Raw genomic sequence first — 25,717 nt, forward strand, 5'->3', positions numbered from 1 at the left:
GGCGGCGCAGCGGCTCAGCCGCCGCCGCCTCCGCCGCCTCCGGCGCCACCGGCACCACCGCCGCCGGCGCCCCCGCCGCCCTGGTCGACGGTCCCGGTGCCGTCGTAGATCAGCGGCGGCGGAACCGGCCGCCCCGGCCCGTTGGCGGGCGGCGGTGGCGGCGGTGGCGGCGCCGGGTTCGGGGCGGGCGCCTGCGGTGCGGCCGGAGCGGGCGGTGCCGCGGTCGCGTCGGGCGCCGGCACACCGACGCCAACCGCCGTGGTCAACGCCGCGGCGCCGCCCAACAGTCCGACTGCCCTACGTATCTCGAAGCTCATCAATTCCCCCAATTCTGTTGAAACCTGCCGTATCAAAGCCGTACCCGGTGCCGTGGTTGCCCAATCACGGCTTGGATACCTGTCAGGTGAACGCGGGCAAAACTTTGTCGGCCAGCAGTTGGACCGATCTCCACGCCTCGTCGGCCGGCATGCCGCCGACGAGCGGGTGCATCACCAGCGGTCCGTAGTCGTCGGAATCCCTGATCTCGGCGATGAGTTCCTGGGGCGTCAGGAACCGGTATCGCCCGGACGCCCTGACCTCCTCGAGGGTCCGCACCCCCGGCAGGTGCATCAGGGAACGCTCCTCGGTGGACCAGCCGCCGTAAGTGACCGCCTCCCAGAGGATGTGCTCGCCGAGCTGCGCCCAGGCCCGCTCCGGATCCTCGTGCAGGAAGATCATTCCGCGATTGACCCGGCCGGGCATGATCACCAGGGGCTTGACGCCGGAGTCCGAACACAGCCGCCGGTAGTGCGCGGCGACGTCGGGCAGGTGGTCGGCCAGGCTCAGCGGCAGGCCGAAGCGCGCCGCGCGCCTCGCCGTGGCGCGCACGCCACCGCCGACGTACAGCGGTGGGTGCGGGCGGCTCCACGTCCCGGTGCAGATGGGCCCACCGGGGTCGGTGCCGGCCCACACCGCCAGCAGCCGGGCGATCAGGGTGTCCATCAGCTCGCCGCGCCGGCCGAAATCGACTCCCAGCGCGTCGTATTCGATCGTGCGGTAACCCAGGCCGACGGTGGTGTGCAGCCGCCCCCGGCTCATGTTGTCCACCAGGGCGATGTCCTCGGCGAGCCGGACCGGGTGCCACAGCGGTCCGAGCGCGCAGTCCACGCTGGCGATCAGCGTCGTCGTGCGCGCCAGGAACATCGCCGCGGCCATGATCGGGTTGCAGCTCCACCCGTGCCCGGTCGCGTGGTGTTCGTCGACACTCACCGAGGTGATGCCGTGCGACTCGGCCCACTGCGCCATCTCCAGCGCGATGCGGACCAGTTCGCCTTGCGTCCGTGGGGTTCCCTGCGGCGAGCCGAAGTTGAAGCGTAACACCGTGAGCAGCATGTCCGGCCTCAGCCCTGCTCCGGCGCTGCCGCGGACCGCAGGAACGCGGCGAAGTCGGGGAACAGCGACCGGTCGACGATCTCGATGCGGGTGCCCGACGAGTCGACGTAGTAGGCGAACAGGGCGAGCCCCGGTGGCGAGACGTCGGCGGTCGCTTCGAACACGAAGCCGTTGTCCTCCAGCGCGCGCGCCGTCGCCGTCAGGTCGTCGGTGAAGTAGCCGAGGTGGTGAATCGCGTTGCCGCGCGGTGCCGTCCACGGGCTGTCGGGTACCTCTTGGATCAACTCCACGTGCGGGCTCTGCAGCGAGTAGACGAACGTCGAGGTGAGTTCGCGGGTGCCTGCGGCGGTGCGGAACGGCAGCGTGTAGCTCATCGGCGCGATCCAGGTGTAGCCGGCCAGCGCGCTCAGGCGCGCCATCGCGTCGTCGAGGTCGGACACGACGATGCCGGTGTGGTAGAAGTCGTCCGGCCGCAGCGCAAACGTCATGATTTCCGGCTCCCCTGACACTTCCGTGGGTGGGTAGCCGCGAGGGAGGGGCGCACGTCGTTGTCGCCTAAGGTTTCTGGCTTGTCGAAGGTCAGGAACCAAGGGAGCGGGCAACGACGTGCGGAATGTGAGGTTATGGCGTGCGCTGCTGGGTGTCGATAAGCGCACGGTGATCGAGGACATCGAGTTCTCCGACGAGGGCGAGGACGCCGAGGTGGTGGTGGCGCGGGTGCGTCCCCGCAGCGGTGTTTCACAGCGTTGTGGGCGCTGTGGAAGCAAGGCGCCCTGGTATGACCGCGGTGAGGGTCCACGCCGATGGCGGGGCCTGGATTTGGGGACGGTGCAGGTGCTGTTGGAGGCCGACGCGCCGCGGGTGAACTGCCCCACACACGGGCCGACCGTGGTTGCGGTGCCGTGGGCGCGTCATCGCGCCGGACACACCTTGGCCTTCGATGACACGGTGGCCTGGCTGGTGGTGGCGTGTTCGAAAACCGCGGTGTGCGAGTTTATGCGGATCGCGTGGCGCACTGTCGGCGCGATCGTGGCGCGGGTCTGGGCCGACACCGAAAAGACCGCTGATCGGTTTGCCAACCTGCGCCGGATCGGCATCGACGAGATTTCCTACAAACGCCATCACAAGTATTTGACCGTGGTCGTTAACCACGACAGCGGGCATCTGATCTGGGCCGCACCGGGACGCGACAAGGCTACCCTGCGAAAGTTTTTCGACGCTGTGGGCGCCGAGCGCTGCGGGTTGATCACCCACGTGTCCGCTGACGCCGCGGACTGGATCGCCGACGTGGTGGCCGAGCGCTGCCCGGGCGCGATCCTTTGCGCCGATGCGTTCCATGTGGTCTCCTGGGCCACCGAGGCACTCGACACCGAGCGCCGGCGGGCCTGGAACGACGCGCGCTCGCTGGCTCGTAGCGAGCCCAAATGGGGCCGCGGCCGGCCCAGCGAAGACACGCCGCCGCGACCGGGACACGAGCGGGCCCGCAAGCTCAAAGGGGCCCGCTACGCGCTGTGGAAAAATCCCGAGGACCTCACCGAACGGCAAAGCCAGAAGCTGGCCTGGATCGCTAAAACCGACACCCGGCTGTACCGTGCCTACCTCCTCAAAGAGGGCCTGCGGCATGTGTTCTCGGTCAAGGGGCAAGAAGGCAAGGACGCCCTCGACAAGTGGATCTCCTGGGCACGCCGCTGCCGCATTCCGGTGTTTGTCGATCTGGCTCGCCGCATCGTCAAACACCGCGACAGCATCGACGCCGCCCTCGACCACGGCCTGTCCCAGGGGCTAATCGAATCCACCAACACCAAGATCCGGGTCCTGACCCGCATCGCGTTCGGATTCCACAACCCCGCCGCACTGATCGCCCTGGCCATGCTCGCCCTCGGGGGCCACCGACCCGCCCTACCCGGCCGCGGCTGACACCCCCATCAGGGCCACCTCTCGGGGATGTCCCAGGGATGTCCCTTCCCCAAGCGTTGCCGATTCTGCACCACCCGCTCGTCGGCGTCCATGTCGTTCCGCCTCGCTGCGCTCGGGGGCTCCACATGGACACCTCCCACGCGGGGCAGCGCCAAGGAGCAACTATCGCGGAAGGGACCACAGAAACGTCCAACCATCACTGCACCGGCCGCTGAAACCGGGCTTGATCGACCCACGGATACGTCAGGAGAGCCGGATTTCCTCGCCAATTGCTCTTTCAGCCAAGCTGTTTCCCAGAAGTTCGTGCTGCCGGCCAACAGCCTCTCGTGGGCCTGCGCAAGCACGTCGCGGGCGCCGGCGTGGCCCGCGGGCACCAGCTCGGCCAGGTGAATGGCGTGCAGCGGGCGGTCGGCGTCCAGGTGGGCCCGCGCGCGCTGCACCAGCGCCTCGGCGCCGGCCAGCTCGACCACGTCGGCGGCGACGGCGTCGAACCCGACCGGGTACAGCTCGGTGGTCGACCGGTGGTGAAACCAGCCCGAGTAGTTCTCCCACACCGCCCGCACGTCCCAGGACACCTTCCCGTAGCCCTGTCCCACTTCGTATTCCGCGGGCAGGGTGATCTCGCGCATCAGGGTCGCGACGTCCTTGCCCGCGTTCATGCCGGCGACGGTCCGGTCGTGGACGTACCGGACGGCGCCCGCCAGCCGGGTCAGCTCGTCCTGGATGCGCTCGGCGCCCGCGATCGGCGCGAAGTGACCGGTCACCAGCAGGTCCGGTTGCAGCTCGCGCACCCGCTCGACCGAGGCGATGACGGTCAGGGCGTCGCGGTAGCGGTCGCCGCGCATCGTCACCAGGTTGGGGATGTGGCCGAACAGCGCGCCGAAGGCATTGCCGCACAAGCAGATACGTTCCTCCGGTAGCCACACCACCAGCGAGTCGGTGGTTTCGCCGCCGGGCACGGAGAGCAGCTCCAGGCGCCGGCCTCCCACCTCCAGGGTGAGGGTGTCCTCGAAGTCGAGGTCGACTACGGGGACGCTCTGGCCGGGCAGCCGCGTGGTGCCGAGGCGCCGCTGAATCGCGCGGATGCCCGACGCCAGCGTGTCTTTGAAGGCGAACGCGCTGCGGTTGGCGCGGTAGGGCATGAGCCGTTCGTTGTCGTCGCGCCAGGTGGTCCAGTTCGCCTGCGCGACAACGGTCGTGTCCGGATCGCGCACGCTGTCCAGGCCGCCGACGTGGTCCACGTGGCCCTGGGTGATGATGACGTAGCGCACCGGGGAGGGGTCGACGGCGTCGAAGTTGGCGCGGTGCACCGGACCCTCGAAGCCCATGCCGGTGTTGACGATCACCCGGCCGTCGCCGGTGGTCAGCAGGTAGGAGTTGGACAGGCCGGGTGAGCACCACAGCCCCGGGGCGATCTGTTCGGCCCGCTCGGCGGCAGCCGGGCGCATGGCCTCCGCGCCGGGCCGGCTCCGGTAGACCGGTTCGAACCTACTCATCGCGCACGTCGAACCGGTCGAAGTAGAAGCCGAACCGCCCGCGCAGTTCGTCGGCCGAGACGGCAAAGTGGCGCCGCAGGTCGTATCGAATGCGGCCGTGTTTGCCGCGCGGGTTGCCGTCGAGGTACCGCTGGAAGTGCCCGCGCACCTGCGGTGTCAGCTCGACCCCGCCGCGCCGGTAGAGCTCCTCGAGCAGCGGCAGTTCGTTGCCGCCCAGCTGGTGGAAGCCGATGTCGATGCTGCGCTCGGCCGGCACCAGGTCGCGGTCGCGCACGCACGCGCTGAGCAGCCGGTGCACCCGGTCGCTCCAATAGTCCAGCAGCCAGCCCGGGTCGATGCTCGTGCGGCGCAGCCGGTCAGAGTAGGCCATCATCGTGATCGCCGACTGGATGACGGCCGCGGGGTCGCGGTGCGTGAACGCCACCGTGGCGTCGGGGAAGGTCGCCATCAGCGGGCCGAGTTGCTCGGCGTGCTGCGGGCTCTTCAGCACCCAGGTGCGCGGTCCGCGCAGGAAGGTCAGCGCCTGCAGCACCTTCTTCAGGAACGCGTAGTGCCGAGTCTGGTCCAGCCGCAGGTAGTAGTCCCGCCAATCGGGTACGCGCGCATGCCATTCCAGCACATAGGCGGCCAGGTCGAGGTCCAGCAACTCGACCTCCTCCTCGATCGCCTCAGGGAACCGGTCGTGCATCGCCGCGACGGCCGGGGCGCTGGCCATCAGCGCCTCGTGTTCGGCCCTGGCCCGGGCATAGCGGGGGTCCACCCCGAAGATGCCGGGGCCCTGGCCGCGCGCGGGGATGGGTTCCTGGCTCTCCCAGTACGGCAGCGCGCGCCGGCGCGGGTCGGCGGCGATGAGGTTGACCAGATGGGTGGTGCCGGACCGCGGCATTCCGACAACGACGAACGGCTTCTCGATGCGGATCGTCTCGATCTCGGGGTAGCGCTGGATCAGCTCGGTCAACGACAACCGGTTGCGCAGCAGGCGAACCACCCGTTGCCGAAGCGAGCCGCGGGCGAGCTGGCGCAGGCCGGCGTCGGCCTCGATCGCGGCGACGTGCGCGGCCAGCCGGTCGGCGAAGCCGTCGGCCTCGTTCAGGTCCTCGGGGCCGCCGGCCTGCTCGCAGGCCTCGGCACGCATCCGCCCGACGTCGAGGTCGACGGGCCTGGCCTCGGTGTACTCGAGGATCTGGCGCTGCACGTCGGTCAGCCGGGGCGCCGTCAGGTCGTCGAAGTCGATGTCGGCGACGTCGGGGCCGACAGAGCCCATGCGACCGCCTCCTCGACGTGGCGTCGAATAGTCGACGTACCATTCGAAATATGACCGAGACGGTAACGGTGCCCGCGAGTCGCCGTCAACCGGCCTCCCCGCCGACCGAGCGGGTGGTGGCGATCATGCGACTGCTCGGCGCGCAGCCCGCGCGCGCGTTCTCGCTCGCCGAGATCACCCGGGAACTGGGCATCAGCCGCGCCACCGGCCACGCCATCCTGGCAACCCTGACCGCCCACCACTGGGTGGTGCGCGACCCGGCGACCGCCGCCTACTGCTGCGGGCCCGGGGTGGCCGCGCTCACCCGGGACGGCGACCGCGTCTACCACGGCATCCTGCGTGAGCTCGCCGAATCCACCGGCGCTCAAGCGTTTCTGGCGCGGCGCGCCGGCAACACCGTCGTCGTCGTGGACAGCGCCGGCGAATCCGCGTCCGGGATGCGCGTGGAGCGCGGAACGCGCATCCCCCTCGTCGCGCCCTTCGGGCGCGACTACCTCGCGTGGAGCGCCGCCGGGGCGCGGCGGGCCTGGCTGGAGGGCCTGGGCACACCGTCGGCGGCCCTGTCGCGGCGAATCATCGCTGTTTTCACCGAGATTCGCCGGCGCGGCTACGCCGTGGAGCGGCTCAGCCGCGAATACCTGCGGGTGTACGCCGCGCTCAGCGCGCTCGGCGGGGACGGCGAGCCCGACGCGATCACCCGGCGACTGGCGCGGGCGTTCGCCGACCTCACGGTGATCGACGTGTTGCCCGCCGAACTCGCCGACGCCCGCACGCACAGCATCGCCACCGTGTCCGCGCCGATCGCCGACGAGGACGGGCTGGTCACGATGTCGGTCAGCGCGGCGCCGTTCGCCGGCCTCTCCGCGGCCGGGGTCGAGCGGTTGGGCGGCCAGGTCCGCGCTGCCGCGGCACGAATCGGGGCGCTGGCGGGCGGGGCTACAGGTTAGCCAGGTCGTCGGGGACGTCGACCATGTGCTCGATCAGCGTCTCGAGTGGCACCACCTCGAGCGTGCGCTCGTGGGTGGAGGCCAGCACCACGGGGGCGGCGCGGCCGTCGTCGTGGGCCCGCAGCCAGTTCAGGGCGGTGACGCACCAGCGGTCGCCGGGCAGCAAGCCCGGAAAGCGGTATTCGGGGATCGGTGTCAGCAGGTCGTTACCGATGGAACGCTGGTGCTCCAGAAATTCGGTGGTCATCACCGCGCAGATCGTGTGCCGGCCCCGATCCTCGGGCCCGGTCGCGCAGCACCCGTCGCGGTAGAAACCGGTGAGCGGGTCGGTGCCGCAGGGTTCGAGCGGGCCGCCCAGCACGTTACGATCAGGCACCCACTCAGTATTGCGCTCCCGGGGACGAACTTCGAACGTAAATTTCGGCGCCGCGCCGTACCCACCGGACGATAGGTTTTGACCTGTGATACTCACCGGAGCTTTCCTGGCCGAGGGCGCCAGGACGGTCAACAACAAACTGGATGTGTCGGGCGGCGTGCTGGCGCGGTTCGCGCTCGGCCCGGACCGCACGGCCCGTTTCGTGCTCGTCGTGCTGACGCGGGCCGATGGCGAGGATGGCGATCGCCGGGTCGAGGTCAAGATCGTCCCGCCGACACTCGACGAACCGCTGCGCATGTCGTTCGAGGCCCCCGAAGCCGCGGTCGGCGAATTCCCGGGATTCGCCTTTTTCGATATCGCGATCGCGCTGCCTTTCGACGGGCGCTGGGTCGTCGAGGTGACCGGCGGTGGCGAAACCATTTCGCTGCCGCTGGCGGTGAGTAGCTGGGAAACCCAGCCGCCCCCCGCTTTCGGCTGACCGGCAGCGCCCGGCGGGACTCTCCCGCCACGCGGCCGGGTCTGCGCCAAAAACCTTGGCAGCCAAGGCTTTCCTACCATAACTCGCGGCCGGTCCCGGTCCGCTCCCCCAAATTCATGGGGCGGCCAGTTCGCGGCCATTCCCGGGAGGGGCGTCGTTTGCGGGCTCCACAGTGGCGGCCCAGGTTATTCCGATCATTCTTTCAGCATTTGTCTGTAGCCGCGGCGGCCGAATGGGCCTAGCTTTCTGCGTAGAGGTTTCGAGAAAGGCCAGGAAGATGGTCGCGATTCCGATTCTGCAACGTTCGCGATTGCACGCCGCGGCCGCCGCATGCGCGCTGGCCGTCGCCGCGCTGGCCAGCGCGCCCGTCGCCGGCGCCGACGACCCCAGCCCGCCACCGAACGGCACCAATCCGCAATGGGACGGCTTGGCCCAGGCCTGTCACGACGGTGTCTGGCAGTCCTGCGACAACCTGGTCGCGCAGACGCGACCGATGGTGTCCTCCGACCAGAAGGCCTTCGACTACAACCTGTACGGCCTGCGCTGCGGCGGGCGGGTGGTCGACTGGCTCTACGGCACCTACGACTGCGGGGCTCCGGCCGTCACCTGCGTGCAGATATACCGGCCCTGCCACTGACGGCCGGCCGGCGGTGCTTGGCGGTGGCGGAGGGATTTGAACCCTCGGACGGTGTTAGCCGTCACACGCTTTCGAGGCGTGCTCCTTAGGCCGCTCGGACACGCCACCGTCGAGCAGCTTACCGAACCGGTGCCGCCTCACCCCAATCGCTGCCGGGCGAAGAACTCCTCCAGCGGCGCCGCGCACTCGTCGGCGAGCACACCGCCGCGCACTTCCGGGCGATGGTTGAGCCGGCGGTCGCGCACGACGTCCCACAGCGACCCGACCGCCCCCGTCTTGGGTTCCCAGGCGCCGAACACCAGTCGCGCGACGCGGGCCAGCACCAGCGCGCCCGCGCACATCGTGCACGGCTCCACGGTGACCGCCAGGGTGGTGCCCTCCAGGCGCCAGCCGTCGCCGAGCACGCCGGCCGCCGCCCGCAGCGCCAGGATCTCCGCGTGGGCGGTCGGATCGCCGAGGGCCTCACGCGCGTTCACCGCGCGGGCGAGCTCGGTGCCGTCGGCGCTCACCACCACCGCGCCGATGGGCACGTCGCGGGGACCGGCGGTCGCGGCGGCCGCCAGCGCGGCGCGGATCAGGTCCTCGTCGCAGCCCGGCTCCGCCGCGCTTGCGGTCACCGACCGAGGCTCATGGCGGCGACCCGCTGCGCCCGACTCCGCCGCGCTTGCGGTCACCGACCGAGGCTCATGGCGGCGACCCGCTGCGCCCGACTCCGCCGCGCTTGCGGTCACCGACCGAGGCGGTCGATCACCGACGACAGCTGGTCGGCGAAGCCCATCTCCCGGGCGATGCGGCCCAGTTGCTCGTCGGCGTACAGGTCGGACTCGTCGAGGATGACGCCCAGCACGGCCTCGGGCAGCCCGATGTCGGCCAGCAACGCCAGGTCGCCCTCCTCGAAGGGCTCGGCGTCCTCGAGGTCGTCGGGATCCAGGTCGGCGTCCAGCTTGTCCAGGACCTCCGCGGCGATGTCGTAGTCCAGCGCGGCCGTGGCGTCCGACAGCAGCAGCCGGGTCCCCGACGGGCCCGGCCGGAGGATGACGAAGAATTCGTCGTCGACGTCGAGGAGCCCGAACACCGCTCCCGCGCTGCGCAGTTCGCGCAGCTCGGTCTCCGCGGCCTTCAGGCTCGTCAGCGCCGTGGCCGACATGGAGTAACACCGCCACTGGCCCTCTTCGCGCACGACGGCGACCCCGAACCCGTCCGGTGTGTCCGCGGACGGGCCCTGGGCCGAGGCCCGTTGTGCTTCCATGGGCGCCTACGCTAGTCGTTGACCTGGCCTCTTGACCAGACGAACCCGGTCGCCCACGGCACCGCCGCCCTGGTCTGTGTCAACCTTGGACTGTGGCGAGCCCTGTTTTGAAAACACCGGTGTGCGTGCTCGGCCTGGGGCTGATCGGCGGCTCGATCATGCGGGCGGCCGCGGCGGCCGGCCGCGAAGTGTTCGGCTACAACCGGTCGGTGGAAGGTGCGCACGCGGCCGTCGCCGACGGCTTCGCCGCCAGCACCGACCTCGCCGAAACGCTGACGCGCGCGGCGGACACCGGCGCGTTGATCGTGCTGGCCGTTCCGATGCCGGCGCTGGCCGCGATGCTGGCCCGCGTCGGCGAATTCGCGCCGGACTGCCCGCTGACCGACGTGACCAGCGCCAAATGCGCGGTGCTCGACGAGGTCGCCGCCGCCGGGCTACTGCGGCGCTTCGTCGGCGGCCACCCGATGACGGGCACCGCGGAATCGGGGTGGGCCGCCGGCTACGCCGGGTTGTTCACCAGGGCGCCGTGGGTGGTCAGCGTCGACGACCACGTCGACCCCGGGGTGTGGTCGACGGTCATGGCCCTGGCGCTGGACTGCGGCGCCCTGGTGGTGCCGGCCCGGTCCGACGAGCACGACGCCGCCGCGGCCGCCATCTCGCACCTGCCGCACCTGCTCGCCGAGGCGCTCGCCGTCACCGCGGGAGAGGTTCCGCTGGCCTTCGCCCTGGCCGCCGGTTCCTTCCGGGACGGCACCCGGGTCGCGGGCACCGCCCCGGACCTGGTGCGGGCCATGTGCGAGGGCAACGCAGGCCGGTTGCTGCCCGCCCTCGACCACACCATCGAGCTGCTCGGCCGCGCGCGCGAGTCGCTGGCGGGCCACGGCTCGGTGGCCGAGCTCGTCGAGGCCGGCCACGCGGCGCGCACGCGCTACGAGAGCTTCCCGCGCCACGACATCGTCGCGGTCGTCGTCGGCGCCGAGAACTGGCGCGAGGAGCTGGCCGCCGCCGGCCGGGCGGGCGGGGTGATCAGATCCGCTCTGCCAACCCGGGATAATCCACGATGAAACCCTCGTCGTCTGCGCTCACGATGGTGTCGGCGACCGGGGAACGCAACTTGATGCCGTCCAGCCTCCCCGTGCTGATGTAGCTGACGCTGGTCGCGGTGACGGACATGTCCGGGACGTTGACGTACACCACCGGCAACGTGGCCGACTCCGCGCGTTCGTGCAGGCCGAGCCGCCGGATCGGCAGCGCGTTGAAGAACGGGCTGAACACCACGTCGACGTCGAGGGCGCCGTCGTAGGCCGCGCGCCGGTCACCCTGGTGGTCGGTGACCAACCACATGTTCTCCTCGTCGCGGGCGATGGCGAGCACGCGTTCCCGCTCCGCCAGCGTGACCGTCATGCCGAGGCGCCTGGTGGCGCCGGTCTCGTCGGTCTGCACGTCGTAGTAGGCGCCGAAGGCCGGGTTGGTGTCGGTGGCCGCGGCCACGATGCGCCCGTTGGCCCGGATCCGCTTGCCGGACACCTGGATTCGTACCGATTCCATGCGGGAAACATCCTGCGCGCGCCAGGTCAGCATCGCCTGCCACACGCGCCGGGTCGAATCTGGGGCGTCTGCGTTCACCCGTCTACCGTAAATCCTGGTCGCCGTCCGCGGCGCGAGAGTCGGTAACTGCGTGCGCCGGTGCCCGGCGCCGACGCCCACACCGCCGCCGCCACCAGGCCGTCGAGCAGCAGCGCCAACGCCGCCACCAGCAGCGCACCCACCAGGGCGAGATGAAACTCACGCTCCTTGATCCCGTCGATCAGGTGCCGGCCCAGCCCGCCGAGGCTGGCGTAGGCGGCCACCGTCGCGGTCGCGACCACCTGCAGGGTCGCGTTGCGCGCACCGCCCAGGATCAGCGGCAGCGCGTCGGGCACCTCGACGCGCTGCCGCTGATCCTGGGACTCGGTCATGCCCATCGCGCGGGCGGCGTCCACCACCGCCGGATCGACGCCCGCGACGCCGGCGTAGGTGCCGGCCGGCAGCGCGGGTACGCGCAGCAGGATCAGGGCGAACAGCGGCGGCCCCAGGCCCAGCCCGCACAGCAACACCCCGAGCAGCAACACACCCAGCGTCGGCAGCGAGCGCAGCCCGTTGACCGCGCCGACCACCAGCACCGTGCCGCGGCCGGTGTGCCCGATGACCAGCCCGAGCGGGACGGCGATCAGCGCCGAGGCGCCCACCGCCACGACGGTGTACTCCAGATGCTCGAGCGTCCGCGCCCCCAGGCCGGCCGGGCCGGTCCAGTTGTCCGCGGTCAGCAGGTAGCAGATCGCCTGCCGCGCGAAGTTCACCGCGCGCCGCCCACCGCCGGGGACAGCGCCGGAGACCGGCGGCGCCCGGGGCGCTCCCAGGGCGTGGCCAGCCGGCCGGCCACCACGATCAGCGCGTCGACGACGAGCGCCAACGCCTGGAGCGCGACGATGCCGGCCACGATCTGAGCGCTCTTGTCTGTCTGATAGCCCTGGGTGAACCAGGCGCCCAGGCCCCCAAACCGATCACCGCACCCACGGCGACCATGGCGATGTTGGTGGCCACCACCACGCGCACCCCGGCGACCAGCACCGGCAGTGACAGCGGCAGCTCCACCGCGAGCATCCGCCGCAGCCCCGGGTAGCCGACGGCGGTGGCGGCGTCGCGCACCGCGGCGGGCACCGCGACCAGCGCCTCGAGCACCGCGCGCGCCAGCAGCGCGGCCGTGTAGGCCGTCAGCGCGACGACCACGTTGGCCTCGTCGAGGATCCGGGCGCCGATGACCATCGGCAGCGCCACGAAGCGCCGGCGACGCGATGGTGAACACGACGACGGCCGCCGCCGTCGTCGGCCGCCGGGCGACGGGCGCACGGCGCACGAGCGCGCCCAGCGGCACCGCGACCGCCGAGCCGAGCAGCACCGGCAGCAACGACAGCCGCAGATGGACCACGGTCAGCGCCCAGGCCATGCCGAGGTGGGTCAGCAAATAGTGCACGTCTCAGCCCCGCCGCCGGGCCGCCACCGCGGCCAGCACGTCCTTGAGGCGGTCGGACTTCTTCTGCGAATTCACCAGCGGCGCAATGTTACCGGCCAGGAAATGTTACCGGCCAGGAAATTGTGCTCGGGGTCCTCCAGCACCACCAGGTGATGCCGCGGGATGCCCGGTGACGTGCTGAAGATGTCGGCGGTGTCCACCTGGTCGTCCGCCAGCGCGCGCACGGTCACCGGACCGCCGTCGTTGATGCGCACGAAGTTTCCCGTGCCGATGTCGAGTCCGTATCTCTGCTTGAGGCCGGGCAGCCCCGACGGCCGCGCCTGGGACACCGAGGGCGCCCCGAAGCGCACCTGTGCCGAGTGCGCCGCGAGGCCGGCGATCGTCTTGAGCTGCCACGCGGCGGCGGTACCCCGGCGGCGGCGGTACCCCCGGTGACGGTCACCGTGTCGGTGTCGGATGCCGGCGACGGCGTCAGGATCGACAGGTCGCCGGGCAGCCGCCGGTGCAGCTCCAGCTCGACGGCGTCGAGCGCGGTCGCCGCCGACTGCGGCGCGTAGTACAGCAAGAGGTTGCCGATGTACTCGGGCACCAGGTCGATGGAATGATCCTTGAGCGCGGGGATGTAGGTCTCGCGGTTGCCGATCCCCATCCGCCGCCCCACGTCGAAATGGTTGGCCTGCAACGCCTGCGCGTCGATCTCGGCGGCGATCTCCGATTCCGGGAAGTCGGCCGATCCCACCACGATGGAGTTGGGGCTGCGCGTCTGCGCGCCCAGCGGGTCGGCGTTGCTGCACGACGTGGCCACCCATGCCGTCGCCAACCACACCGCGGCGCACACGGTCGCGCGATGCGGCCGCGACCCTAGCGTGCCCGGCTTCCGGTGTTCGGTTTCATTCCGTGCCGGATGGGACAAAGATGTCACCATGAGCAGCAACACCCCTGCCTCCCCCGACCAGCCGCCCGCCAAGAAGCCCGCCCCGCCACCCAAGCCCGGCGCCAAACGCGAGGAGCCGGCCATCGCGTTCACCCGCGCCGGCGCGTTGTGGTCGTCGCTGATCGCCGGTTTCCTGATCCTGATCCTGTTGCTGGTCTTCATCACCCAGAACACGGAATCGACGGCGTTCACGTTTTTGGGCTGGCACTGGCACCTGCCGCTGGGGGTGGCCATCCTGCTGGCGGCGGTCGTCGGCGGGCTGATCACCGTCGCCGTCGGCACCGCCCGGATCCTGCAGTTGCGCCGCACGGCGAAGAAACAGCACGCGACGATCGCCCGCCAGGGACGCTAACCGGGCAGCTTGGCGAGCTCGGCCAGCCCGCGCGAGATGAGCGGCGCCACCACCTCGGGCACGTGCTCGGAAGCCTTCCCGTGGGCCTGGTCGGATAACCGCCTGCGGAAGTCGATGCCGGCGGCGATGATGGCCAGCTTGAAGTAGGCCAGCGCCATGTAGAACTCCCAATGCGCCAGCGGCCACCCGGAAGCCAGCGAGTACCGGTCGGCCAGCTCGTCGGCTGTCGGCAGCAGCGGTGAGGTCCAGGCGGCCTGCGCGTTGACGATCAGGTCCAGTGCGGGGTCGCGGTACACGCACATCAGCGCCGCGTCGGACAGCGGGTCCCCCAGCGTCGAGAGCTCCCAGTCCACGACGGCCAGCACCCGGGTCGGGTCCTCGGCATCCAGGATCGTGTTGTCGATGCGGTAGTCGCCGTGCACGATCGAGGTCCGGCTCTGGTCCGGGATCCAGTCGCGCAAGCCGGCGTGCAGCCGCTGCACGTCGGCGTCGCGGTGGTCGTCGGGCAGGCGCACCAGCTCCCACTGCGCTCCCCAGCGGCGCACCTGGCGCTCCAGGTATCCGCTGGGCTTGCCGAAGTCGCCCAGACCGACGGCGTCGGGGTCGACGCGGTGCAGGTCGACCAGCACCCGGATCAACGAGTCCACGCAACCGTCGATCACGGTGTGACTGAGGGACTCGAGTTGGGCGCGCCGGCGCACCACCTGGCCGGCGACGAACTCCACGACCTGGAACGGAGCGCCCAGCACCGACTCGTCCTCGCATAGCGCGATCGCGCGCGCCACCGGCACGGGCGTGTCCCGCAGGGCGGCGACCACCCGGTACTCGCGGGCCATGTCGTGCGCCGACGGGGTGAGCCCGTGCAGCGGCGGGCGCCGCACCAGCCAGTCGGCCTTGTCGTCGTAGACCCGGAACGTCAGGTTGGAACGGCCGCCGGAGATGAACTCCGCCCGCAACTCGCCGTCGCGTTCGATGCCGAGCGAACGCAGATACCGGTCCAGCCCGGCCAGGTCGAGGCCCTCGGGTTGGTCAGCTGAAGTCACCGGAATTGTTTACCACCGCCGGTCACCCGCCGTTGATTTCGGGGCAGCAGGTCCCAGACGTGGTCGGTGGCGTTGACCGTGGCGACCGTCACCTGGCCGGACCGCGAGAACAACAGGCGGGTGACCGAGGCGTAGTCGATGGGAAAGGACAGCAGCCGCGCCGTACCCAGGATCTCGTGCAGCAGCACGTTGATCACCCCGCCGTGGCTGAACACCGCCACCGTGTCCTCGTGGTCGGCCGCCGCGACGACGTCGTCGAGCCCGGCGCGTACCCGCGCGCAAAACGCCTCCTCGTCGACCGCGCTGGGCAGGTGCCCGGAGGCCATGCGCGCCCACTCCTCGGGCCGCTCCGCGCGGATCTGTTCGACGGGGATGTAGAGGGGCAGGTCGCGGTCGTATTCGGCGAACCGGTCGTCGATCTCGATCGGCAGTTCGCGGGCCGCCGCGACCGGTTCGGCGGTCTGGACGGCGCGGCGCTGGGGGCTGCTCACCACGCGGCCGACGCCGAACCTGGCCAGTGCGGTGGGTAGGCGCCCGACCTGCGCCAGCCCTTCTTCCGACAGCTCGGGGTCGGAGCCCTCACCGGGTTCGCTGCGCAGCGGAAGGGCATGCCGGACCAGAAGCACTTGCATGCCATCAAGCCTCGCATGCGGCGCCGGCAACCTTGCCCGGCGCGTGGAGAATGCTATTCTCCGACAGGAGAGTGAGGTGTGCATGGGTGTCGGCGGCGAGACCGGACCGGACGCGGGCGTGCTGGGCCGGTGGCTCGACGACCACGGCGCCCCGGGCGGCGGGGAGCGGCCAGCGCTGGAGCGGCTCAAGGGCGGTTCGCAGAACACCCTGTACCTGATCGACCGCGGCGGGGAGCGCATGGTGCTGCGGATGCCCGGCGCCCGCGCCGACGCCGCCCGCATCGACGGCCTGCTGCGGGAGATCCGCCTGGTGCGGGCGCTGTCGGGCACCGACGTCCCGCATGCGGCCCTGATCGCCGCCGACGACACCGGAACCGTCCTGGGCATGCCCTTCTACGTGATGCGCGCGATCGACGGGTGGAGCCCGATGGACGGCGGCTGGCAGGCGCCGTTCGACGTCGACCTGGCCGCCCGCCGCGGGTTGGCGTTCGAGTTGGTCGAGGGTGCCGCCAAGCTGGGCCGGGTGGACTGGCGCGCCCAGGGCCTCGAGGGCTTCGGCCGCCCCGACGGGTTCCACGAGCGGCAGGTCGACCGCTGGCTGGCCTTCCTCGACGCCTACCGGGTGCGCGATCTTCCCGGCCTGGACGTGGCCGCCGACTGGCTGCGCCGCAACCGCCCGGCGTCGTATGAGGCGGGCATCATGCACGGCGACTACCAGTTCGCCAACGTGATGTTCGCGCACGGGGCGCCGGCCCGGCTGGCCGCGATCGTGGACTGGGAGATGACCACGGTCGGTGACCCACTGCTCGACCTGGCGTGGGCGCTGCTGGGCTACGACGGCGAAAACCCCGGCGGCGACGGGTTTTATCTGGACATGACGGGGATGCCGACCCGCAGCGAGCTGCTCGACCACTACGAGAAGCTCAGCGGGCGCTCCACCGAGAACATCGACTACTACCTGGTGCTGGCCAACTGGAAGCTCGGCATCGTGCTGGAGAAGACGTACGCCGCCGGGGTGCGCACCGGCAAGGTGGATCCCAAGGTGCAGGACGCCTTCGGGGCGATGATCCCCAAGCTGATCGCCACCGCCGCCGAACTGGCCCGCACGAGCAAGGGACGCTGAGATGGGTTATGCCGAAACGTTTTTCGACCTCACCGATCGGGTGGTGCTGATCACCGGCGGCAGCCGGGGCCTGGGCCGGGAGATGGCGTTCGCCGCGGCCCGCTGCGGCGCCGACGTGGTGATCGCCAGCCGCAACATGGACAACTGCGTCGCGACCGCAGCGGAGATCGAATCCGAAACCGGCCGCTCCGCCATGCCGTATCAGGTGCACGTCGGGCGCTGGGACCAGCTCGACGGGCTGGTCGAGACGGCCTACGAACGGTTCGGCAAGGTCGACACCCTGATCAACAACGCCGGCATGTCGCCGCTGTACGACAAGCTGACCGACGTCACCGAGAAGCTGTTCGACGCGGTGGTCAACCTCAACCTCAAGGGGCCGTTCCGGTTGTCGGCGCTGGTCGGCGAGCGCATGGTGGCGGCCGGGCGTGGCTCGGTCATCAACGTCAGCTCCACCGGCTCGCTGCGCCCCAACGGCGGCATCATCCCCTATGCCGCCGCCAAGGCCGGCCTCAACGCGATGACCGAAGGCCTGGCGCAGGCGTTCGGGCCGACCGTCCGCGTGAACACCCTGATGGCCGGCCCGTTTCTCACCGACGTCAGCAAGGCGTGGGATCTGTCCGGCGACAACAACTTCGGCCACCTCGCACTCAAACGGGCCGGCGACCCACCCGAGATCGTCGGCGCCGCGCTGTTCCTGGCCTCCGACGCATCCAGCTTCACCACCGGCTCCATCGTGCGGGCCGACGGCGGAATCCCCTAACCGATAGGAGCCTTCGATGCCTTGGGACTTCTCCACCGAGCCGGAGTTCGAGAAGAAACTCGACTGGATCCGCGAGTTCGTGCGCGAGGAGGTCGAACCCCTCGAGGTGGTGTTCCCCGGTTGCGAGTTCCTGCCACTGAACGACGAACGCCGCCGGATCGTCGACCCGCTCAAGCAGCAGGTCCGCGACAACGGTTTGTGGGCACCGCATCTGGGCCCCGAACTGGGCGGGCAGGGATTCGGGGCGGTCAAGCTCACGCTGATCAACGAGATCCTGGGCCGCAGCCCGTGGGCGCCGATCGTGTTCGGCACGCAGGCGCCCGACACCGGCAACGCCGAGATCATCGCCCGCTTCGGCACCCGGGAGCAGAAGGACCGATACCTGTCCGGGCTACTCTCCGGCGAGATCTTCTCGTGCTTCTCGATGACCGAACCGCAGGGCGGCTCCGACCCCCGCGTGTTCACCACCCGCGCCGTGCCCGACGGGGACGGCTGGGTGATCACCGGGCGGAAGTACTTCTCCTCCAACGCATCTGTCGCCTCGTTCTTCATCGTCGTCGCGATCACCGACCCCGACGTCCCGGTCCACCGCGGGGCCTCGACGTTCCTGATCCCGGCCGGCACCGAGGGGCTGAAGGTCGAGGCCACCCACCACCTCGTCGGTGCGCTGCCCCACGAGGCCGGGCATTCCCTGGTGCACTACGACGGGGTGCGGGTGCCCGCCGACGCGTTGCTCGGGGAGCCCGGTCAGGGCTTCATGATCCTGCAGGCGCGGCTGGCCGGTGGGCGGCTGCACCACGCGATGCGCTCGATCGGCGTGGCCCAGCGCGCCGTCGAGATGATGTCGCGGCGCGCGAAAAGCCGTTTCACCCAAGGTAGTTCGCTGGCCGACAAGCAGCTGGTGCAGGCGTTCGTCGCCGACTCCTACACCGAGCTGATGCCCTTCCGGCTGGCCGTGCTGCACGCCGCCTGGCTCATCGACACCGCCGGCGAGCACGCGGCCCGCCAGGAGATCGCCGCCTGCAAGATCCTGGCGTCGCAGGTGCTGAAATCGATCGGCATGCGCGCGATCCAGGTGCACGGCGCGCTGGGCACCACCGACCAGCTGCCGCTGGTCAACGTCCTGCTCGGCGGCGTGGTGCTCGGGCTGGCGGACGGCCCCACCGAGGCCCACAAGGTCAACCTGGCCAAGATGCTGCTCAAGGGGTACGAGGCCGAAGACGCCGAGTGGCCCAGCGAGATGCTGGATGTCCGCCGCGAGGCCGCCCGCGCCAAATACGGGGACCTCGTTGACCGGTGACCGGGTCACCGCGGCCGTCGAACGCGCGCTCGACGACCGTCAGCGGGAGGCCACCGAGGAGGTCGAACGCATCCTGGCCGCCGCGGTGCGGGTGATGGAACGCGTCGCGCCCGAGCCGCCGCGCGTCAGCGACATCGTCACCGAGGCCGGCTCGTCGAACAAGGCGTTCTACCGGTATTTCGCCGGCAAGGACGACCTCATCCTGGCCGTCATGGAACGGGGCGTGGCGATCGTGGTCTCCTATCTCGAGCACCAGATGGCCAAGGAGTCGCGACCGGCCGACCAGGTCGCCCGCTGGATCGAGGGCACGCTGGCGCAGGTCGCCGATCCGCACCTGATCAGCATGAGCCGCGCGGCCGCCGGGCAGCTGTCGGCGGCCACGAACTGGCGGGCGGCCGACCAGGAGATGATGCGCCCGTTGCGGGACCTGCTCCTGACACCCGTTGCCGCGCTGGGCAGCACCGACGTGGACCGCGACGTCGACGCCGTGTTCGACTGCACGGCCGCCACCATGCGCCGCTACGTCGGGTCGGCCGACCGGCCCGGCCCCGACGACATCGCGCACGTGGTGCGGTTCTGCCTGCACGGGTTGGGGGTCGGTTGATGCGCGCGGTCGTCTGTCGTTCCTACGGCGCACCGGAGGACCTGGTCGTCGACGAGCTGGCCGACCCGGCCCCGGGCCCCGGCCAGGTCGTGGTGCGGGTCCACGCCGCCGCGGTCAACTTCCCCGACGTGCTGCTGATCGCGGGCAGGTATCAGGTCAAGATCCCGGTGCCCTTCGTCCCGGGCAGCGAGCTGGCCGGCGAGGTCGTGGCGGTCGGCGCGGGCGCGCCGTTCCGGCCGGGCCAGCGGGTCTCCGCCACCACGCCCACCGGGGCTTTCGCCGAGCAGGCCCTGCTCGACGCGCCGTCGGTGACGCCCATCCCCGACGGCGCCGACTACGCCTCGGCGGCCGCGTTCGGCGTCACCTACCGCACCGCCTACCACGCCCTGCGCTCGATCGCCGAAGCGCGCCAAGGAGACTGGGTGGTCGTGTTGGGCGCCGCCGGCGGCGTAGGGCTGGCCGCCGTCGACCTGGCCGTGGCCATGGGCGCCCGGGTGCTCGCGGCGGCGTCCAGCCCGGACAAGCTCGCGCTGTGCCTGCAGCGGGGCGCCGCGGCGGTCGTCGACTACGCCACCGAGGACCTGAAGTCGCGCATCCGCGAGCTGACCGGCGACGGCGCCCGGGTGGTCCTCGATCCCGTGGGCGGACCGTACGCGGAGCCGGCGCTGCGCGCCCTGGCCCGCGGCGGGACGTTCGTCACCCTCGGCTACGCCGCGGGGACCATACCGTCGATCCCCTTGAATCTCGTTCTGCTCAAAGGCATCACGGTGCGGGGCATGGAGATCCGCACCTTCATGGCCGACCGGCCCGACGACGCCGCACGTGACATGGCTGAGCTGGCGCAGCTGTTCGCCGCCGGCACGGTCCGGCCCTACATCGGCGCGCGATTCCCGCTGGCCGAAACGGCGGCCGCGTTGCGGCACGTCGCCGACCGCAAGGCGATCGGCAAGGTCGTCATCGACGTCACGGCGTGACGATGTTGAAGGCAGGGTCGGGCTCGTCGAGCACGCCGAGAAACGCCTGCAGCGCCGACTGGTCGCCGGAGATCCGCAGCCCGGGCGAGTCGAAGTCGCCCATCGCGACGGTCAGCAGCCGGAGCTTGCTGCCCACGCTCACGGTCACCGAAGCGGTCACCGGGTCGGCGGCCCCCTTCCGATAGATCAGCACGCCGTTGCGCAGCGTGAGCCGGTAGTTCGCCGCAGGCTCGGCGAACTCGACGTCGAGGTCGAGGTCGAGTCCCCAGGCGCGCGGCCCGTCGACGCGGATGGCCAGGCCGTCGAAGATCTGCTCCGGGGTGAGCTGCGTCAGCAGCGACAGCGACGTCGCGGTGGTGGCGGTGCCGAAGTTGCCGTCGCGCAGTTCGGTTGCGCCGCTGAGGAAGAAGTTGCGCCAGGTCGCGTTCTCCGCGCCGTAGGCGAGCTGCTCGAGGGTGTCGGCGTACAGCTCACGGGCGGGGCCGTGGCCGCTGTCGGTGAACAGCGCGTGATCGAGCAGCGTTGCCGCCCAGCGGAAGTCGCCGGACTCGAACGCCGCCGCGGCCAGCTCGACCACCCGGTCGATGCCGCCCATCGCGGCCACGTAGCGGGGCCCGATCGCCTCCGGGGGATGTGGCCACAGCCGGGCCGGGTTGCCGTCGAACCAGCCCATGTAGCGCTGGTAGACCGCCTTGACGTTGTGGCTGACCGAGCCGTAGTAGCCGTGGGTGTGCCAGGCCCGCTGCAGCGCCGGCGGCATCTGGAACATCTCGGCGATCTCCACCCCGGTGTGGCCGCGGTTCAGCAACCGCAGCGTCTGGTCGTGCAGGTAGGCATACAGGTCTCGCTGCAGCGACAGGAACTCGACGATGCTCTCGCGCCCCCAGGTCGGCCAGTGGTGGGAGGCGAACACCACGTCGGCGCGGTCGGCGAACGTGTCGATCGCCTCGGTGAGGTAGCCCGACCACGCGTGCGGGTCGCGCACCAGCGCGCCGCGCAGAGTCAGCAGGTTGTGCAGGTTGTGGGTGGCGTTCTCGGCCATGCACAGCGCGCGGAAACGCGCGAAATAGAAATGCATCTCGGCCGGCGCCTCGGTGCCGGGCGCCATCTGGAACTCGATCTCCACGCCGTCGAGGGTGTGCTTCTCGCCGGTCCGCCGGATGACGACCGTCGGGACGATGACGGCCACCTCACCGGTGGACGGGGCCTGCCCCAGCCCGCAGCCGACCTGGCCGTGCGGGCCGCGGGGCAGCAGGGTCCCGTACATGTAGGTGGCCCGCCGGGTCATCGCCGGTCCGGCGAACACGTTCTCCTGCACCGCGTGTTCGATGAACCCCTCCGGGGCCAGCACCGCCACCGCGCCGGCGTCCACCTCGGCCTGCGAGGTCACGCCCAGGACGCCGCCGAAGTGGTCGACGTGGCTGTGGGTGTAGATGACGGCGACCACGGGGCGCTCGCCGTCGCGGTGGGCGCGGTACAGTCCCAGCGCCGCGGCGGCCACCTCGGTGGACACCAGCGGATCGATCACGATGATCCCGGTGTCGCCCTCGACGAAGGTGATGTTGGACAGGTCGAGGCCGCGCACCTGATAGATTCCCGGAACCACTTCGTAGAGGCCCTGTTTGGCGGCCAGGGTCGACTGCCGCCACAGGCTGGGGTGCACCGTCGCCGGCGCGGGGCCGCCCAGGAAGGCGTAGGCGTCGTTGTCCCACACGACGCGGCCGTCGGCGGCCTTGACGACGCACGGGGACAGGGCCGCGATGAAGCCGCGGTCGGCATCGCGGAAATCCGTCGTGTCCTCGAACGGCAGATCGTGTGCGCGATGCGCCGACTCGATGACCGTGGTGGGGGGTTTGTGATTCACGGACAATAGCCTGTCACGTGCAGCAGCTAATGAACACGGAAAGAGTTTCCCCCGGCCCTGGTCTTTGCTCCCGCAAACCCGCATACTTCCCGCACGGTCCCGAAATTCGAAGGACCGTCAACATCGGGCAAAGGAGCACGAGTGAAGCGTGGACTGACGGTCGCGGTGACCGGAGCGGCGATTCTGGCGGCGGGAATTTCCGGTTGTTCGAGCAACAAGTCGACCACCAGCGGTTCCGGGTCCAGCTCGGGGACGAGCGCGCCGGCGAGCGCCACCGGATCGGCCGGCACCAAGGTCATCATCGACGGCAAGGACCAAAACGTCAGCGGCACAACGGTGTGCAGCACCACCGGCGGCACCGTCAACATCGCGATCGGCGGCTCGGCGACCGGCATCGCCGCGGTGCTCACCGACGCCAACCCTCCCCAGGTGAAATCCGTCGGGCTGGGCAATGTCAACGGGGTGACGCTCGGTTATACGCCGGGCACCGGCCAGGGCGATGCCTCGGCGACCAAGAAGGGCAACAGCTACACGATCACCGGCACGGCCACGGGCGTGGACATGGCAAACCCCATGCAGCCGGTGAACAAGCCATTCGAAATCGACGTCACCTGCTCCAGCTAATCGCCGAGCGGTAATCGCACCGTGAATTCGGTGCGACCGGGTGCGCTGTCCACCGTGATGGTCCCGTGGTGCGCGCGGACCACCGCGGAGACGATCGCCAGGCCCAGTCCGGTGCTGCCCCCCTTGCGGGAGCGGGAGGAATCACCGCGCGCGAACCGCTCGAACACCTCCGATTGAAGCGCCGCCGGAATTCCCGGTCCGTCGTCGATCACCTGCATCACGGCGTGTCCGGGTTCGGTGCTCAGCCTCGTCGTGACGATCGTGTCCGCGCCGGTGTGGATGCGGGCGTTGGCGAGCAGGTTCGTGACCACCTGGTGCAGCCGCGCCGCGTCGCCGGTGACGATCACCGGTTCCTCGGGCAGGTCAAGCTCCCATTTGTGGTCCGGCCCGGCGACGTGCGCGTCGCTGACCGCGTCGACCGCCAGCCGCGACAGGTCCACCGGCTCGCGCTCCAGCGGACGGCCGGAGTCCAGGCGGGCCAGTAGCAGCAGGTCCTCGACGAGGCGGGTGATCCGCTCGGTTTCCGACGCCACCCGGCTCATCGCGTGGGCCACCGCCTCGCGGTCGTCCCCCATGCGCTGCGTGAGTTCGGTGTAACCGCGGATCGCGGCCAGCGGGGTGCGCAGCTCGTGGCTGGCGTCGGCGACGAACTGGCGGACGCGGGTCTCGCTGGCCTGGCGCGCCGACAGCGCGGCGGCGATGTGGTCGAGCATCCGGTTGAGCGCCGAACCCAGCTGCCCCACCTCGGTGTGCGGGTTGGCGTCGGGTTCGGGGACCCGCACCGGCAGCTCGACCTCACCGCGGTCCAGCGGGGTTTCGACGACCTCGCGCGCGGTCTGGGCGACGCGACGCAGTGGTGCCAGCGCGCGCCGGATGATGACGACACCGGCGGTCGTCGCGGCGACGAGCGCGATCACGGTGACGATGCCGAGGATGACCAGCATGCGGATCATGGTGGCGTCGACGTTGGACATCGACAGGCCGGTGACGATGATGTCGTCGCCGTTGCGGCTCGGGGCGCCGATGACGCGGTAGCGGCCGAGGCCGTCGAGTTCGAGTGTCACCGGTGTGCGGCTGCCCGCGATGTTCGCGAGTTGCGTTTGGGCGGTGGGGGTCACGTCGGCCCGGGTGCCGCTGGAGGTCAGGTAGCCGGCCTCCACCGTCCTGCCATCGCTGACCACCGCGGCGACCATGCCCGCGGGCTGGCCCGGGGCGTCGAGGAACATGGGCCCGGGCCCGGGCCGCCAATAGCGGTGCATCCACTTCCCGCCGGGGTGGTTCCGTTCGGGATACATCAGCGCCGAGCGGTAGGAGGTCCCGGCGAGCTGCCCGTCGAGCTGGGTCACGAGGTGGCGCAGCAGCGACAGCTCGGTCGCGGCGGTGATCCCGATGCACACCACGGCGAGCACCACGACCTGCCCGACCAGCAGCCGCAGCCGCAGCGACCACACCCGCCGCGGGTTGGCCGACGGTCGCGACCCGCTGCTAGCGGGCCGGCTTGAGGACATAGCCCGCCCCGCGCAGCGTGTGGATCATGGGCTCACGACCGTTGTCGATCTTCTTGCGCAGGTAGGAGATGTAGAGCTCCACGATGTTGGAGCGGCCGCCGAAGTCGTAGCTCCACACCCGGTCGAGAATCTGCGCCTTGCTCAGCACGCGCCTGGAGTTGCGCATCATGAAGCGCAGCAGCTCGAACTCGGTGGAGGTCAAGGCGATCGGCTCGCCGGCGCGGGTGACCTCGTGGCTGTCCTCGTCCAGCACCAGGTCACCGACCACCAGTTGGGCGCCACTGTCAAGGGTGGTCACCCCGGTCCGCCGCAGCAGCGCCCGCAGCCGCAGCACCACCTCTTCGATGCTGAACGGTTTGGTGACGTAGTCGTCGCCGCCCGCGGTCAACCCCGCGATGCGGTCTTCCACCGCGTCCTTGGCGGTCAGCAGCAGCACCGGCAGCTGCGGATTCTCCTCGCGCAGTTTGCGCAGCACGTCCAGCCCGCTCATGTCGGGCAGCATCACGTCGAGGACGACCACGTCCGGACGCTGGGCGCGCGCGGCCGCCATGGCCGAGGTCCCGTCTCCGGCGGTGGCGATGCTCCAACCCTCGTATCGCAGTGCCATCGCCACCATCTCGGCGAGGACGGCCTCGTCGTCGACGACCAGCACGTTGATCGGGTTGCCGTCGGCGCGGCACATGACGACCCGCTCTACCGAGGCCCTGGGCTGCGTCACGAGTTCCAGTATGCGCGGCCGCCTGAGCCGCCGCTAAGGCGTTGCTATGCGCGGGCTGTGAAACAAAATCGCGTGACCGCGAAGCGGTCACGCGATCTTGTTCGGTGAATGTCTAGTACCAGTAACGCCGGCCCGCGACGGGGCGGCCCACCGAGCCCATGATCCACAGCACGGCACCGATCACCAGCGCGACGATGCCGAGCGTCCACAACAGAGAAATCTTGAACACGAACCCGAGAATCAGCAGCACCACACCTAAGACGATCATTTCGACTTCCTTCGGTTGAGGGTTAGGACACCGGGGTCGCCGGCATCGAACTGGGTTGCGGTATGCGGCAGTCCTTGACCTTCGGATCGACGCCCGCGTAGTTCAACGGCCCCGCCAGAACCGTCAGCGCGACGTTGCCCGCCGTGACACAGCTGGTCGACCCGCCCGTGAAGTAACCGCGCTGCCACGTCGCGATCACTCCGATGACCAGCCACACCAGGACAACCGCGCCGATGATTCCGCGACCGCGCATGGGGACCTCCAC

At 70.5% G+C, this 25,717-nt stretch carries 27 protein-coding genes, 1 tRNA gene and 4 pseudogenes; 12 read left to right on the top strand and 20 right to left on the bottom strand.

From position 1 onward, the window contains the following. Positions 1–14 precede the first annotated feature (14 nt). The 3 genes from ACJ512_RS28495 to ACJ512_RS28505 form a co-directional block, all read right to left on the bottom strand. Positions 15–317 carry a hypothetical protein gene (locus ACJ512_RS28495; protein WP_461479917.1) on the bottom strand — a complete coding sequence of 101 codons (303 nt, stop codon included), beginning with the start codon at positions 315–317 and terminating at the stop codon, positions 15–17. 82 nt (positions 318–399) lie between these two features. Next, on the bottom strand, positions 400–1,371 hold the full coding sequence (locus tag ACJ512_RS28500; RefSeq protein ID WP_369736478.1) for an LLM class flavin-dependent oxidoreductase: 972 nt from the start codon (positions 1,369–1,371) through the stop codon (positions 400–402). 8 nt (positions 1,372–1,379) lie between these two features. Beyond that, positions 1,380–1,862 carry a VOC family protein gene (locus tag ACJ512_RS28505; protein WP_369741382.1) on the bottom strand — a complete coding sequence of 161 codons (483 nt, stop codon included), beginning with the start codon at positions 1,860–1,862 and terminating at the stop codon, positions 1,380–1,382. Between the two features lie 115 nt (positions 1,863–1,977). Between ACJ512_RS28505 and ACJ512_RS28510 the strand changes: the two genes are divergently transcribed. Then, entirely contained in the window at positions 1,978–3,288 is a 1,311-nt protein-coding gene (locus ACJ512_RS28510) for an ISL3 family transposase (RefSeq protein ID WP_407689792.1), read from the top strand. Between the two features lie 254 nt (positions 3,289–3,542). On the opposite strand, the pseudogene ACJ512_RS28515 reads toward ACJ512_RS28510, so the two are convergent. Further along, positions 3,543–4,784, bottom strand: a pseudogene (locus ACJ512_RS28515) (MBL fold metallo-hydrolase); the annotation flags it as partial. Next, positions 4,777–6,048 (bottom strand): sulfotransferase family protein, encoded by a 1,272-nt coding sequence (locus ACJ512_RS28520; RefSeq protein WP_407686174.1) that lies wholly within the window; start codon positions 6,046–6,048, stop codon positions 4,777–4,779. The gene ACJ512_RS28520 and the pseudogene ACJ512_RS28515, both read right to left, overlap by 8 nt. A 50-nt stretch (positions 6,049–6,098) precedes the next feature. Here ACJ512_RS28520 and ACJ512_RS28525 point away from each other — a divergent pair, with 50 nt between their 5' ends. Beyond that, positions 6,099–6,995 (top strand): helix-turn-helix domain-containing protein, encoded by an 897-nt coding sequence (locus ACJ512_RS28525; RefSeq protein ID WP_407686173.1) that lies wholly within the window; start codon positions 6,099–6,101, stop codon positions 6,993–6,995. On the opposite strand, the gene ACJ512_RS28530 is transcribed toward ACJ512_RS28525, so the two are convergent. Continuing rightward, positions 6,985–7,371 (bottom strand): DUF2237 family protein, encoded by a 387-nt coding sequence (locus ACJ512_RS28530; protein WP_407686172.1) that lies wholly within the window; start codon positions 7,369–7,371, stop codon positions 6,985–6,987. The genes ACJ512_RS28525 and ACJ512_RS28530 overlap by 11 nt on opposite strands. 85 nt (positions 7,372–7,456) lie before the next feature. Between ACJ512_RS28530 and ACJ512_RS28535 the strand changes: the two genes are divergently transcribed. Together ACJ512_RS28535 and ACJ512_RS28540 are read left to right on the top strand one after the other, a co-directional pair. After that, entirely contained in the window at positions 7,457–7,849 is a 393-nt protein-coding gene (locus ACJ512_RS28535; protein ID WP_407686171.1) for a hypothetical protein, read from the top strand. A 277-nt stretch (positions 7,850–8,126) separates the two neighbouring features. Beyond that, entirely contained in the window at positions 8,127–8,486 is a 360-nt protein-coding gene (locus ACJ512_RS28540; RefSeq protein WP_407686170.1) for a hypothetical protein, read from the top strand. A gap of 18 nt (positions 8,487–8,504) precedes the next feature. On the opposite strand, the gene ACJ512_RS28545 is transcribed toward ACJ512_RS28540, so the two are convergent. The 3 genes from ACJ512_RS28545 to ACJ512_RS28555 form a co-directional block, all read right to left on the bottom strand. Beyond that, positions 8,505–8,594: transfer RNA gene (locus ACJ512_RS28545), tRNA-Ser, on the bottom strand. A gap of 29 nt (positions 8,595–8,623) precedes the next feature. Then, the gene (locus tag ACJ512_RS28550) at positions 8,624–9,103 is read right to left on the bottom strand and encodes a nucleoside deaminase (RefSeq protein ID WP_407686169.1); all 480 of its coding nucleotides are present in this window, start codon (positions 9,101–9,103) and stop codon (positions 8,624–8,626) included. Between the two features lie 110 nt (positions 9,104–9,213). Beyond that, positions 9,214–9,735 carry a tRNA adenosine deaminase-associated protein gene (locus ACJ512_RS28555; RefSeq protein WP_407686168.1) on the bottom strand — a complete coding sequence of 174 codons (522 nt, stop codon included), beginning with the start codon at positions 9,733–9,735 and terminating at the stop codon, positions 9,214–9,216. Positions 9,736–9,854: 119 nt separating this feature from the next. Here ACJ512_RS28555 and ACJ512_RS28560 point away from each other — a divergent pair, with 119 nt between their 5' ends. Continuing rightward, positions 9,855–10,799 (top strand): prephenate dehydrogenase, encoded by a 945-nt coding sequence (locus ACJ512_RS28560; RefSeq protein WP_407686180.1) that lies wholly within the window; start codon positions 9,855–9,857, stop codon positions 10,797–10,799. Here the strand turns inward: ACJ512_RS28560 and ACJ512_RS28565 are convergent. The 4 genes and pseudogenes from ACJ512_RS28565 to ACJ512_RS28580 all read right to left on the bottom strand — a co-directional run. Further along, the gene (locus ACJ512_RS28565) at positions 10,762–11,316 is read right to left on the bottom strand and encodes a putative glycolipid-binding domain-containing protein (protein ID WP_407686179.1); all 555 of its coding nucleotides are present in this window, start codon (positions 11,314–11,316) and stop codon (positions 10,762–10,764) included. The genes ACJ512_RS28560 and ACJ512_RS28565 overlap by 38 nt on opposite strands. A gap of 49 nt (positions 11,317–11,365) precedes the next feature. After that, positions 11,366–12,074 (bottom strand): annotated as a pseudogene (locus ACJ512_RS28570) (ABC transporter permease). Continuing rightward, positions 12,071–12,748 (bottom strand): annotated as a pseudogene (locus ACJ512_RS28575) (ABC transporter permease). Before ACJ512_RS28575 ends, ACJ512_RS28570 begins: the two co-directional pseudogenes overlap by 4 nt. Positions 12,749–12,763: 15 nt before the next feature. Beyond that, positions 12,764–13,673, bottom strand: a pseudogene (locus ACJ512_RS28580) (ABC transporter substrate-binding protein); the annotation flags it as partial. On the opposite strand from ACJ512_RS28580, the gene ACJ512_RS28585 reads away from it, so the two are divergent. After that, positions 13,672–14,034, top strand: coding sequence for a LapA family protein (locus ACJ512_RS28585; RefSeq protein ID WP_407686167.1), 363 nt, complete (start codon positions 13,672–13,674; stop codon positions 14,032–14,034). The pseudogene ACJ512_RS28580 and the gene ACJ512_RS28585 overlap by 2 nt on opposite strands. Here the strand turns inward: ACJ512_RS28585 and ACJ512_RS28590 are convergent. Together ACJ512_RS28590 and ACJ512_RS28595 are read right to left on the bottom strand one after the other, a co-directional pair. Then, positions 14,031–15,077 carry a phosphotransferase family protein gene (locus tag ACJ512_RS28590; RefSeq protein WP_407686166.1) on the bottom strand — a complete coding sequence of 349 codons (1,047 nt, stop codon included), beginning with the start codon at positions 15,075–15,077 and terminating at the stop codon, positions 14,031–14,033. The genes ACJ512_RS28585 and ACJ512_RS28590 overlap by 4 nt on opposite strands. Then, entirely contained in the window at positions 15,074–15,709 is a 636-nt protein-coding gene (locus tag ACJ512_RS28595; protein ID WP_407686165.1) for a histidine phosphatase family protein, read from the bottom strand. The genes ACJ512_RS28590 and ACJ512_RS28595 overlap by 4 nt, the downstream gene beginning before the upstream one ends. An 82-nt stretch (positions 15,710–15,791) precedes the next feature. Here ACJ512_RS28595 and ACJ512_RS28600 point away from each other — a divergent pair, with 82 nt between their 5' ends. The 5 genes from ACJ512_RS28600 to ACJ512_RS28620 are packed head-to-tail and all read left to right on the top strand — an operon-like array spanning position 15,792 to position 20,470. After that, entirely contained in the window at positions 15,792–16,832 is a 1,041-nt protein-coding gene (locus ACJ512_RS28600) for a phosphotransferase family protein (protein ID WP_407686164.1), read from the top strand. 1 nt (position 16,833) lies between these two features. Beyond that, positions 16,834–17,592, top strand: coding sequence for an SDR family NAD(P)-dependent oxidoreductase (locus ACJ512_RS28605; RefSeq protein ID WP_407686163.1), 759 nt, complete (start codon positions 16,834–16,836; stop codon positions 17,590–17,592). 16 nt (positions 17,593–17,608) lie between these two features. Then, the gene (locus ACJ512_RS28610; protein WP_369736460.1) at positions 17,609–18,892 is read left to right on the top strand and encodes an acyl-CoA dehydrogenase family protein; all 1,284 of its coding nucleotides are present in this window, start codon (positions 17,609–17,611) and stop codon (positions 18,890–18,892) included. Beyond that, positions 18,840–19,496, top strand: coding sequence for a TetR/AcrR family transcriptional regulator (locus tag ACJ512_RS28615; RefSeq protein WP_407686162.1), 657 nt, complete (start codon positions 18,840–18,842; stop codon positions 19,494–19,496). The genes ACJ512_RS28610 and ACJ512_RS28615 overlap by 53 nt, the downstream gene beginning before the upstream one ends. Then, entirely contained in the window at positions 19,496–20,470 is a 975-nt protein-coding gene (locus ACJ512_RS28620; protein ID WP_407686161.1) for an NADPH:quinone oxidoreductase family protein, read from the top strand. Before ACJ512_RS28615 ends, ACJ512_RS28620 begins: the two co-directional genes overlap by 1 nt. On the opposite strand, the gene ACJ512_RS28625 is transcribed toward ACJ512_RS28620, so the two are convergent. Further along, entirely contained in the window at positions 20,460–22,340 is a 1,881-nt protein-coding gene (locus ACJ512_RS28625; RefSeq protein ID WP_407686160.1) for an alkyl/aryl-sulfatase, read from the bottom strand. The genes ACJ512_RS28620 and ACJ512_RS28625 overlap by 11 nt on opposite strands. A 135-nt stretch (positions 22,341–22,475) precedes the next feature. Here ACJ512_RS28625 and ACJ512_RS28630 point away from each other — a divergent pair, with 135 nt between their 5' ends. Next, entirely contained in the window at positions 22,476–22,958 is a 483-nt protein-coding gene (locus ACJ512_RS28630) for a lipoprotein LpqH (protein ID WP_407686159.1), read from the top strand. Here the strand turns inward: ACJ512_RS28630 and ACJ512_RS28635 are convergent. The 4 genes from ACJ512_RS28635 to ACJ512_RS28650 all read right to left on the bottom strand — a co-directional run bounded on the left by ACJ512_RS28635 (position 22,955) and on the right by ACJ512_RS28650 (position 25,717). Beyond that, entirely contained in the window at positions 22,955–24,466 is a 1,512-nt protein-coding gene (locus tag ACJ512_RS28635; RefSeq protein WP_407686158.1) for a sensor histidine kinase, read from the bottom strand. The two genes, ACJ512_RS28630 and ACJ512_RS28635, sit on opposite strands and share 4 nt — an antisense overlap. Further along, the gene (locus ACJ512_RS28640; RefSeq protein WP_369741379.1) at positions 24,444–25,148 is read right to left on the bottom strand and encodes a response regulator transcription factor; all 705 of its coding nucleotides are present in this window, start codon (positions 25,146–25,148) and stop codon (positions 24,444–24,446) included. The genes ACJ512_RS28635 and ACJ512_RS28640 overlap by 23 nt, the downstream gene beginning before the upstream one ends. Before the next feature lie 148 nt (positions 25,149–25,296). Further along, entirely contained in the window at positions 25,297–25,452 is a 156-nt protein-coding gene (locus tag ACJ512_RS28645) for a hypothetical protein (RefSeq protein ID WP_407686157.1), read from the bottom strand. Between the two features lie 22 nt (positions 25,453–25,474). Then, a complete protein-coding gene (locus ACJ512_RS28650; RefSeq protein ID WP_407686156.1) occupies positions 25,475–25,717 on the bottom strand; it encodes a hypothetical protein in 243 nt (80 codons plus the stop codon).

Source organism: Mycobacterium cajalii (assembly GCF_045809005.2).
Taxonomy (GTDB): Bacteria; Actinomycetota; Actinomycetes; order Mycobacteriales; family Mycobacteriaceae; genus Mycobacterium.

Bases quoted from the DNA above. Each gene is read 5' to 3' on its own strand.
- ACJ512_RS28585 (WP_407686167.1), top strand. From the start codon at position 13,672: ATGAGCAGCAACACCCCTGCCTCCCCCGACCAGCCGCCCGCCAAGAAG.
- ACJ512_RS28600 (WP_407686164.1), top strand. From the start codon at position 15,792: ATGGGTGTCGGCGGCGAGACCGGACCGGACGCGGGCGTGCTGGGCCGG.
- ACJ512_RS28555 (WP_407686168.1), bottom strand. From the start codon at position 9,735: ATGGAAGCACAACGGGCCTCGGCCCAGGGCCCGTCCGCGGACACACCG.
- ACJ512_RS28565 (WP_407686179.1), bottom strand. From the start codon at position 11,316: ATGCTGACCTGGCGCGCGCAGGATGTTTCCCGCATGGAATCGGTACGA.
- ACJ512_RS28500 (WP_369736478.1), bottom strand. From the start codon at position 1,371: ATGCTGCTCACGGTGTTACGCTTCAACTTCGGCTCGCCGCAGGGAACC.
- ACJ512_RS28610 (WP_369736460.1), top strand. From the start codon at position 17,609: ATGCCTTGGGACTTCTCCACCGAGCCGGAGTTCGAGAAGAAACTCGAC.
- ACJ512_RS28615 (WP_407686162.1), top strand. From the start codon at position 18,840: ATGTCCGCCGCGAGGCCGCCCGCGCCAAATACGGGGACCTCGTTGACC.
- ACJ512_RS28640 (WP_369741379.1), bottom strand. From the start codon at position 25,148: ATGTGCCGCGCCGACGGCAACCCGATCAACGTGCTGGTCGTCGACGAC.
- ACJ512_RS28605 (WP_407686163.1), top strand. From the start codon at position 16,834: ATGGGTTATGCCGAAACGTTTTTCGACCTCACCGATCGGGTGGTGCTG.
- ACJ512_RS28620 (WP_407686161.1), top strand. From the start codon at position 19,496: ATGCGCGCGGTCGTCTGTCGTTCCTACGGCGCACCGGAGGACCTGGTC.
- ACJ512_RS28540 (WP_407686170.1), top strand. From the start codon at position 8,127: ATGGTCGCGATTCCGATTCTGCAACGTTCGCGATTGCACGCCGCGGCC.
- ACJ512_RS28525 (WP_407686173.1), top strand. From the start codon at position 6,099: ATGACCGAGACGGTAACGGTGCCCGCGAGTCGCCGTCAACCGGCCTCC.
- ACJ512_RS28495 (WP_461479917.1), bottom strand. From the start codon at position 317: ATGAGCTTCGAGATACGTAGGGCAGTCGGACTGTTGGGCGGCGCCGCG.
- ACJ512_RS28635 (WP_407686158.1), bottom strand. From the start codon at position 24,466: ATGTCCTCAAGCCGGCCCGCTAGCAGCGGGTCGCGACCGTCGGCCAAC.
- ACJ512_RS28645 (WP_407686157.1), bottom strand. From the start codon at position 25,452: ATGATCGTCTTAGGTGTGGTGCTGCTGATTCTCGGGTTCGTGTTCAAG.
- ACJ512_RS28520 (WP_407686174.1), bottom strand. From the start codon at position 6,048: ATGGGCTCTGTCGGCCCCGACGTCGCCGACATCGACTTCGACGACCTG.
- ACJ512_RS28595 (WP_407686165.1), bottom strand. From the start codon at position 15,709: ATGCAAGTGCTTCTGGTCCGGCATGCCCTTCCGCTGCGCAGCGAACCC.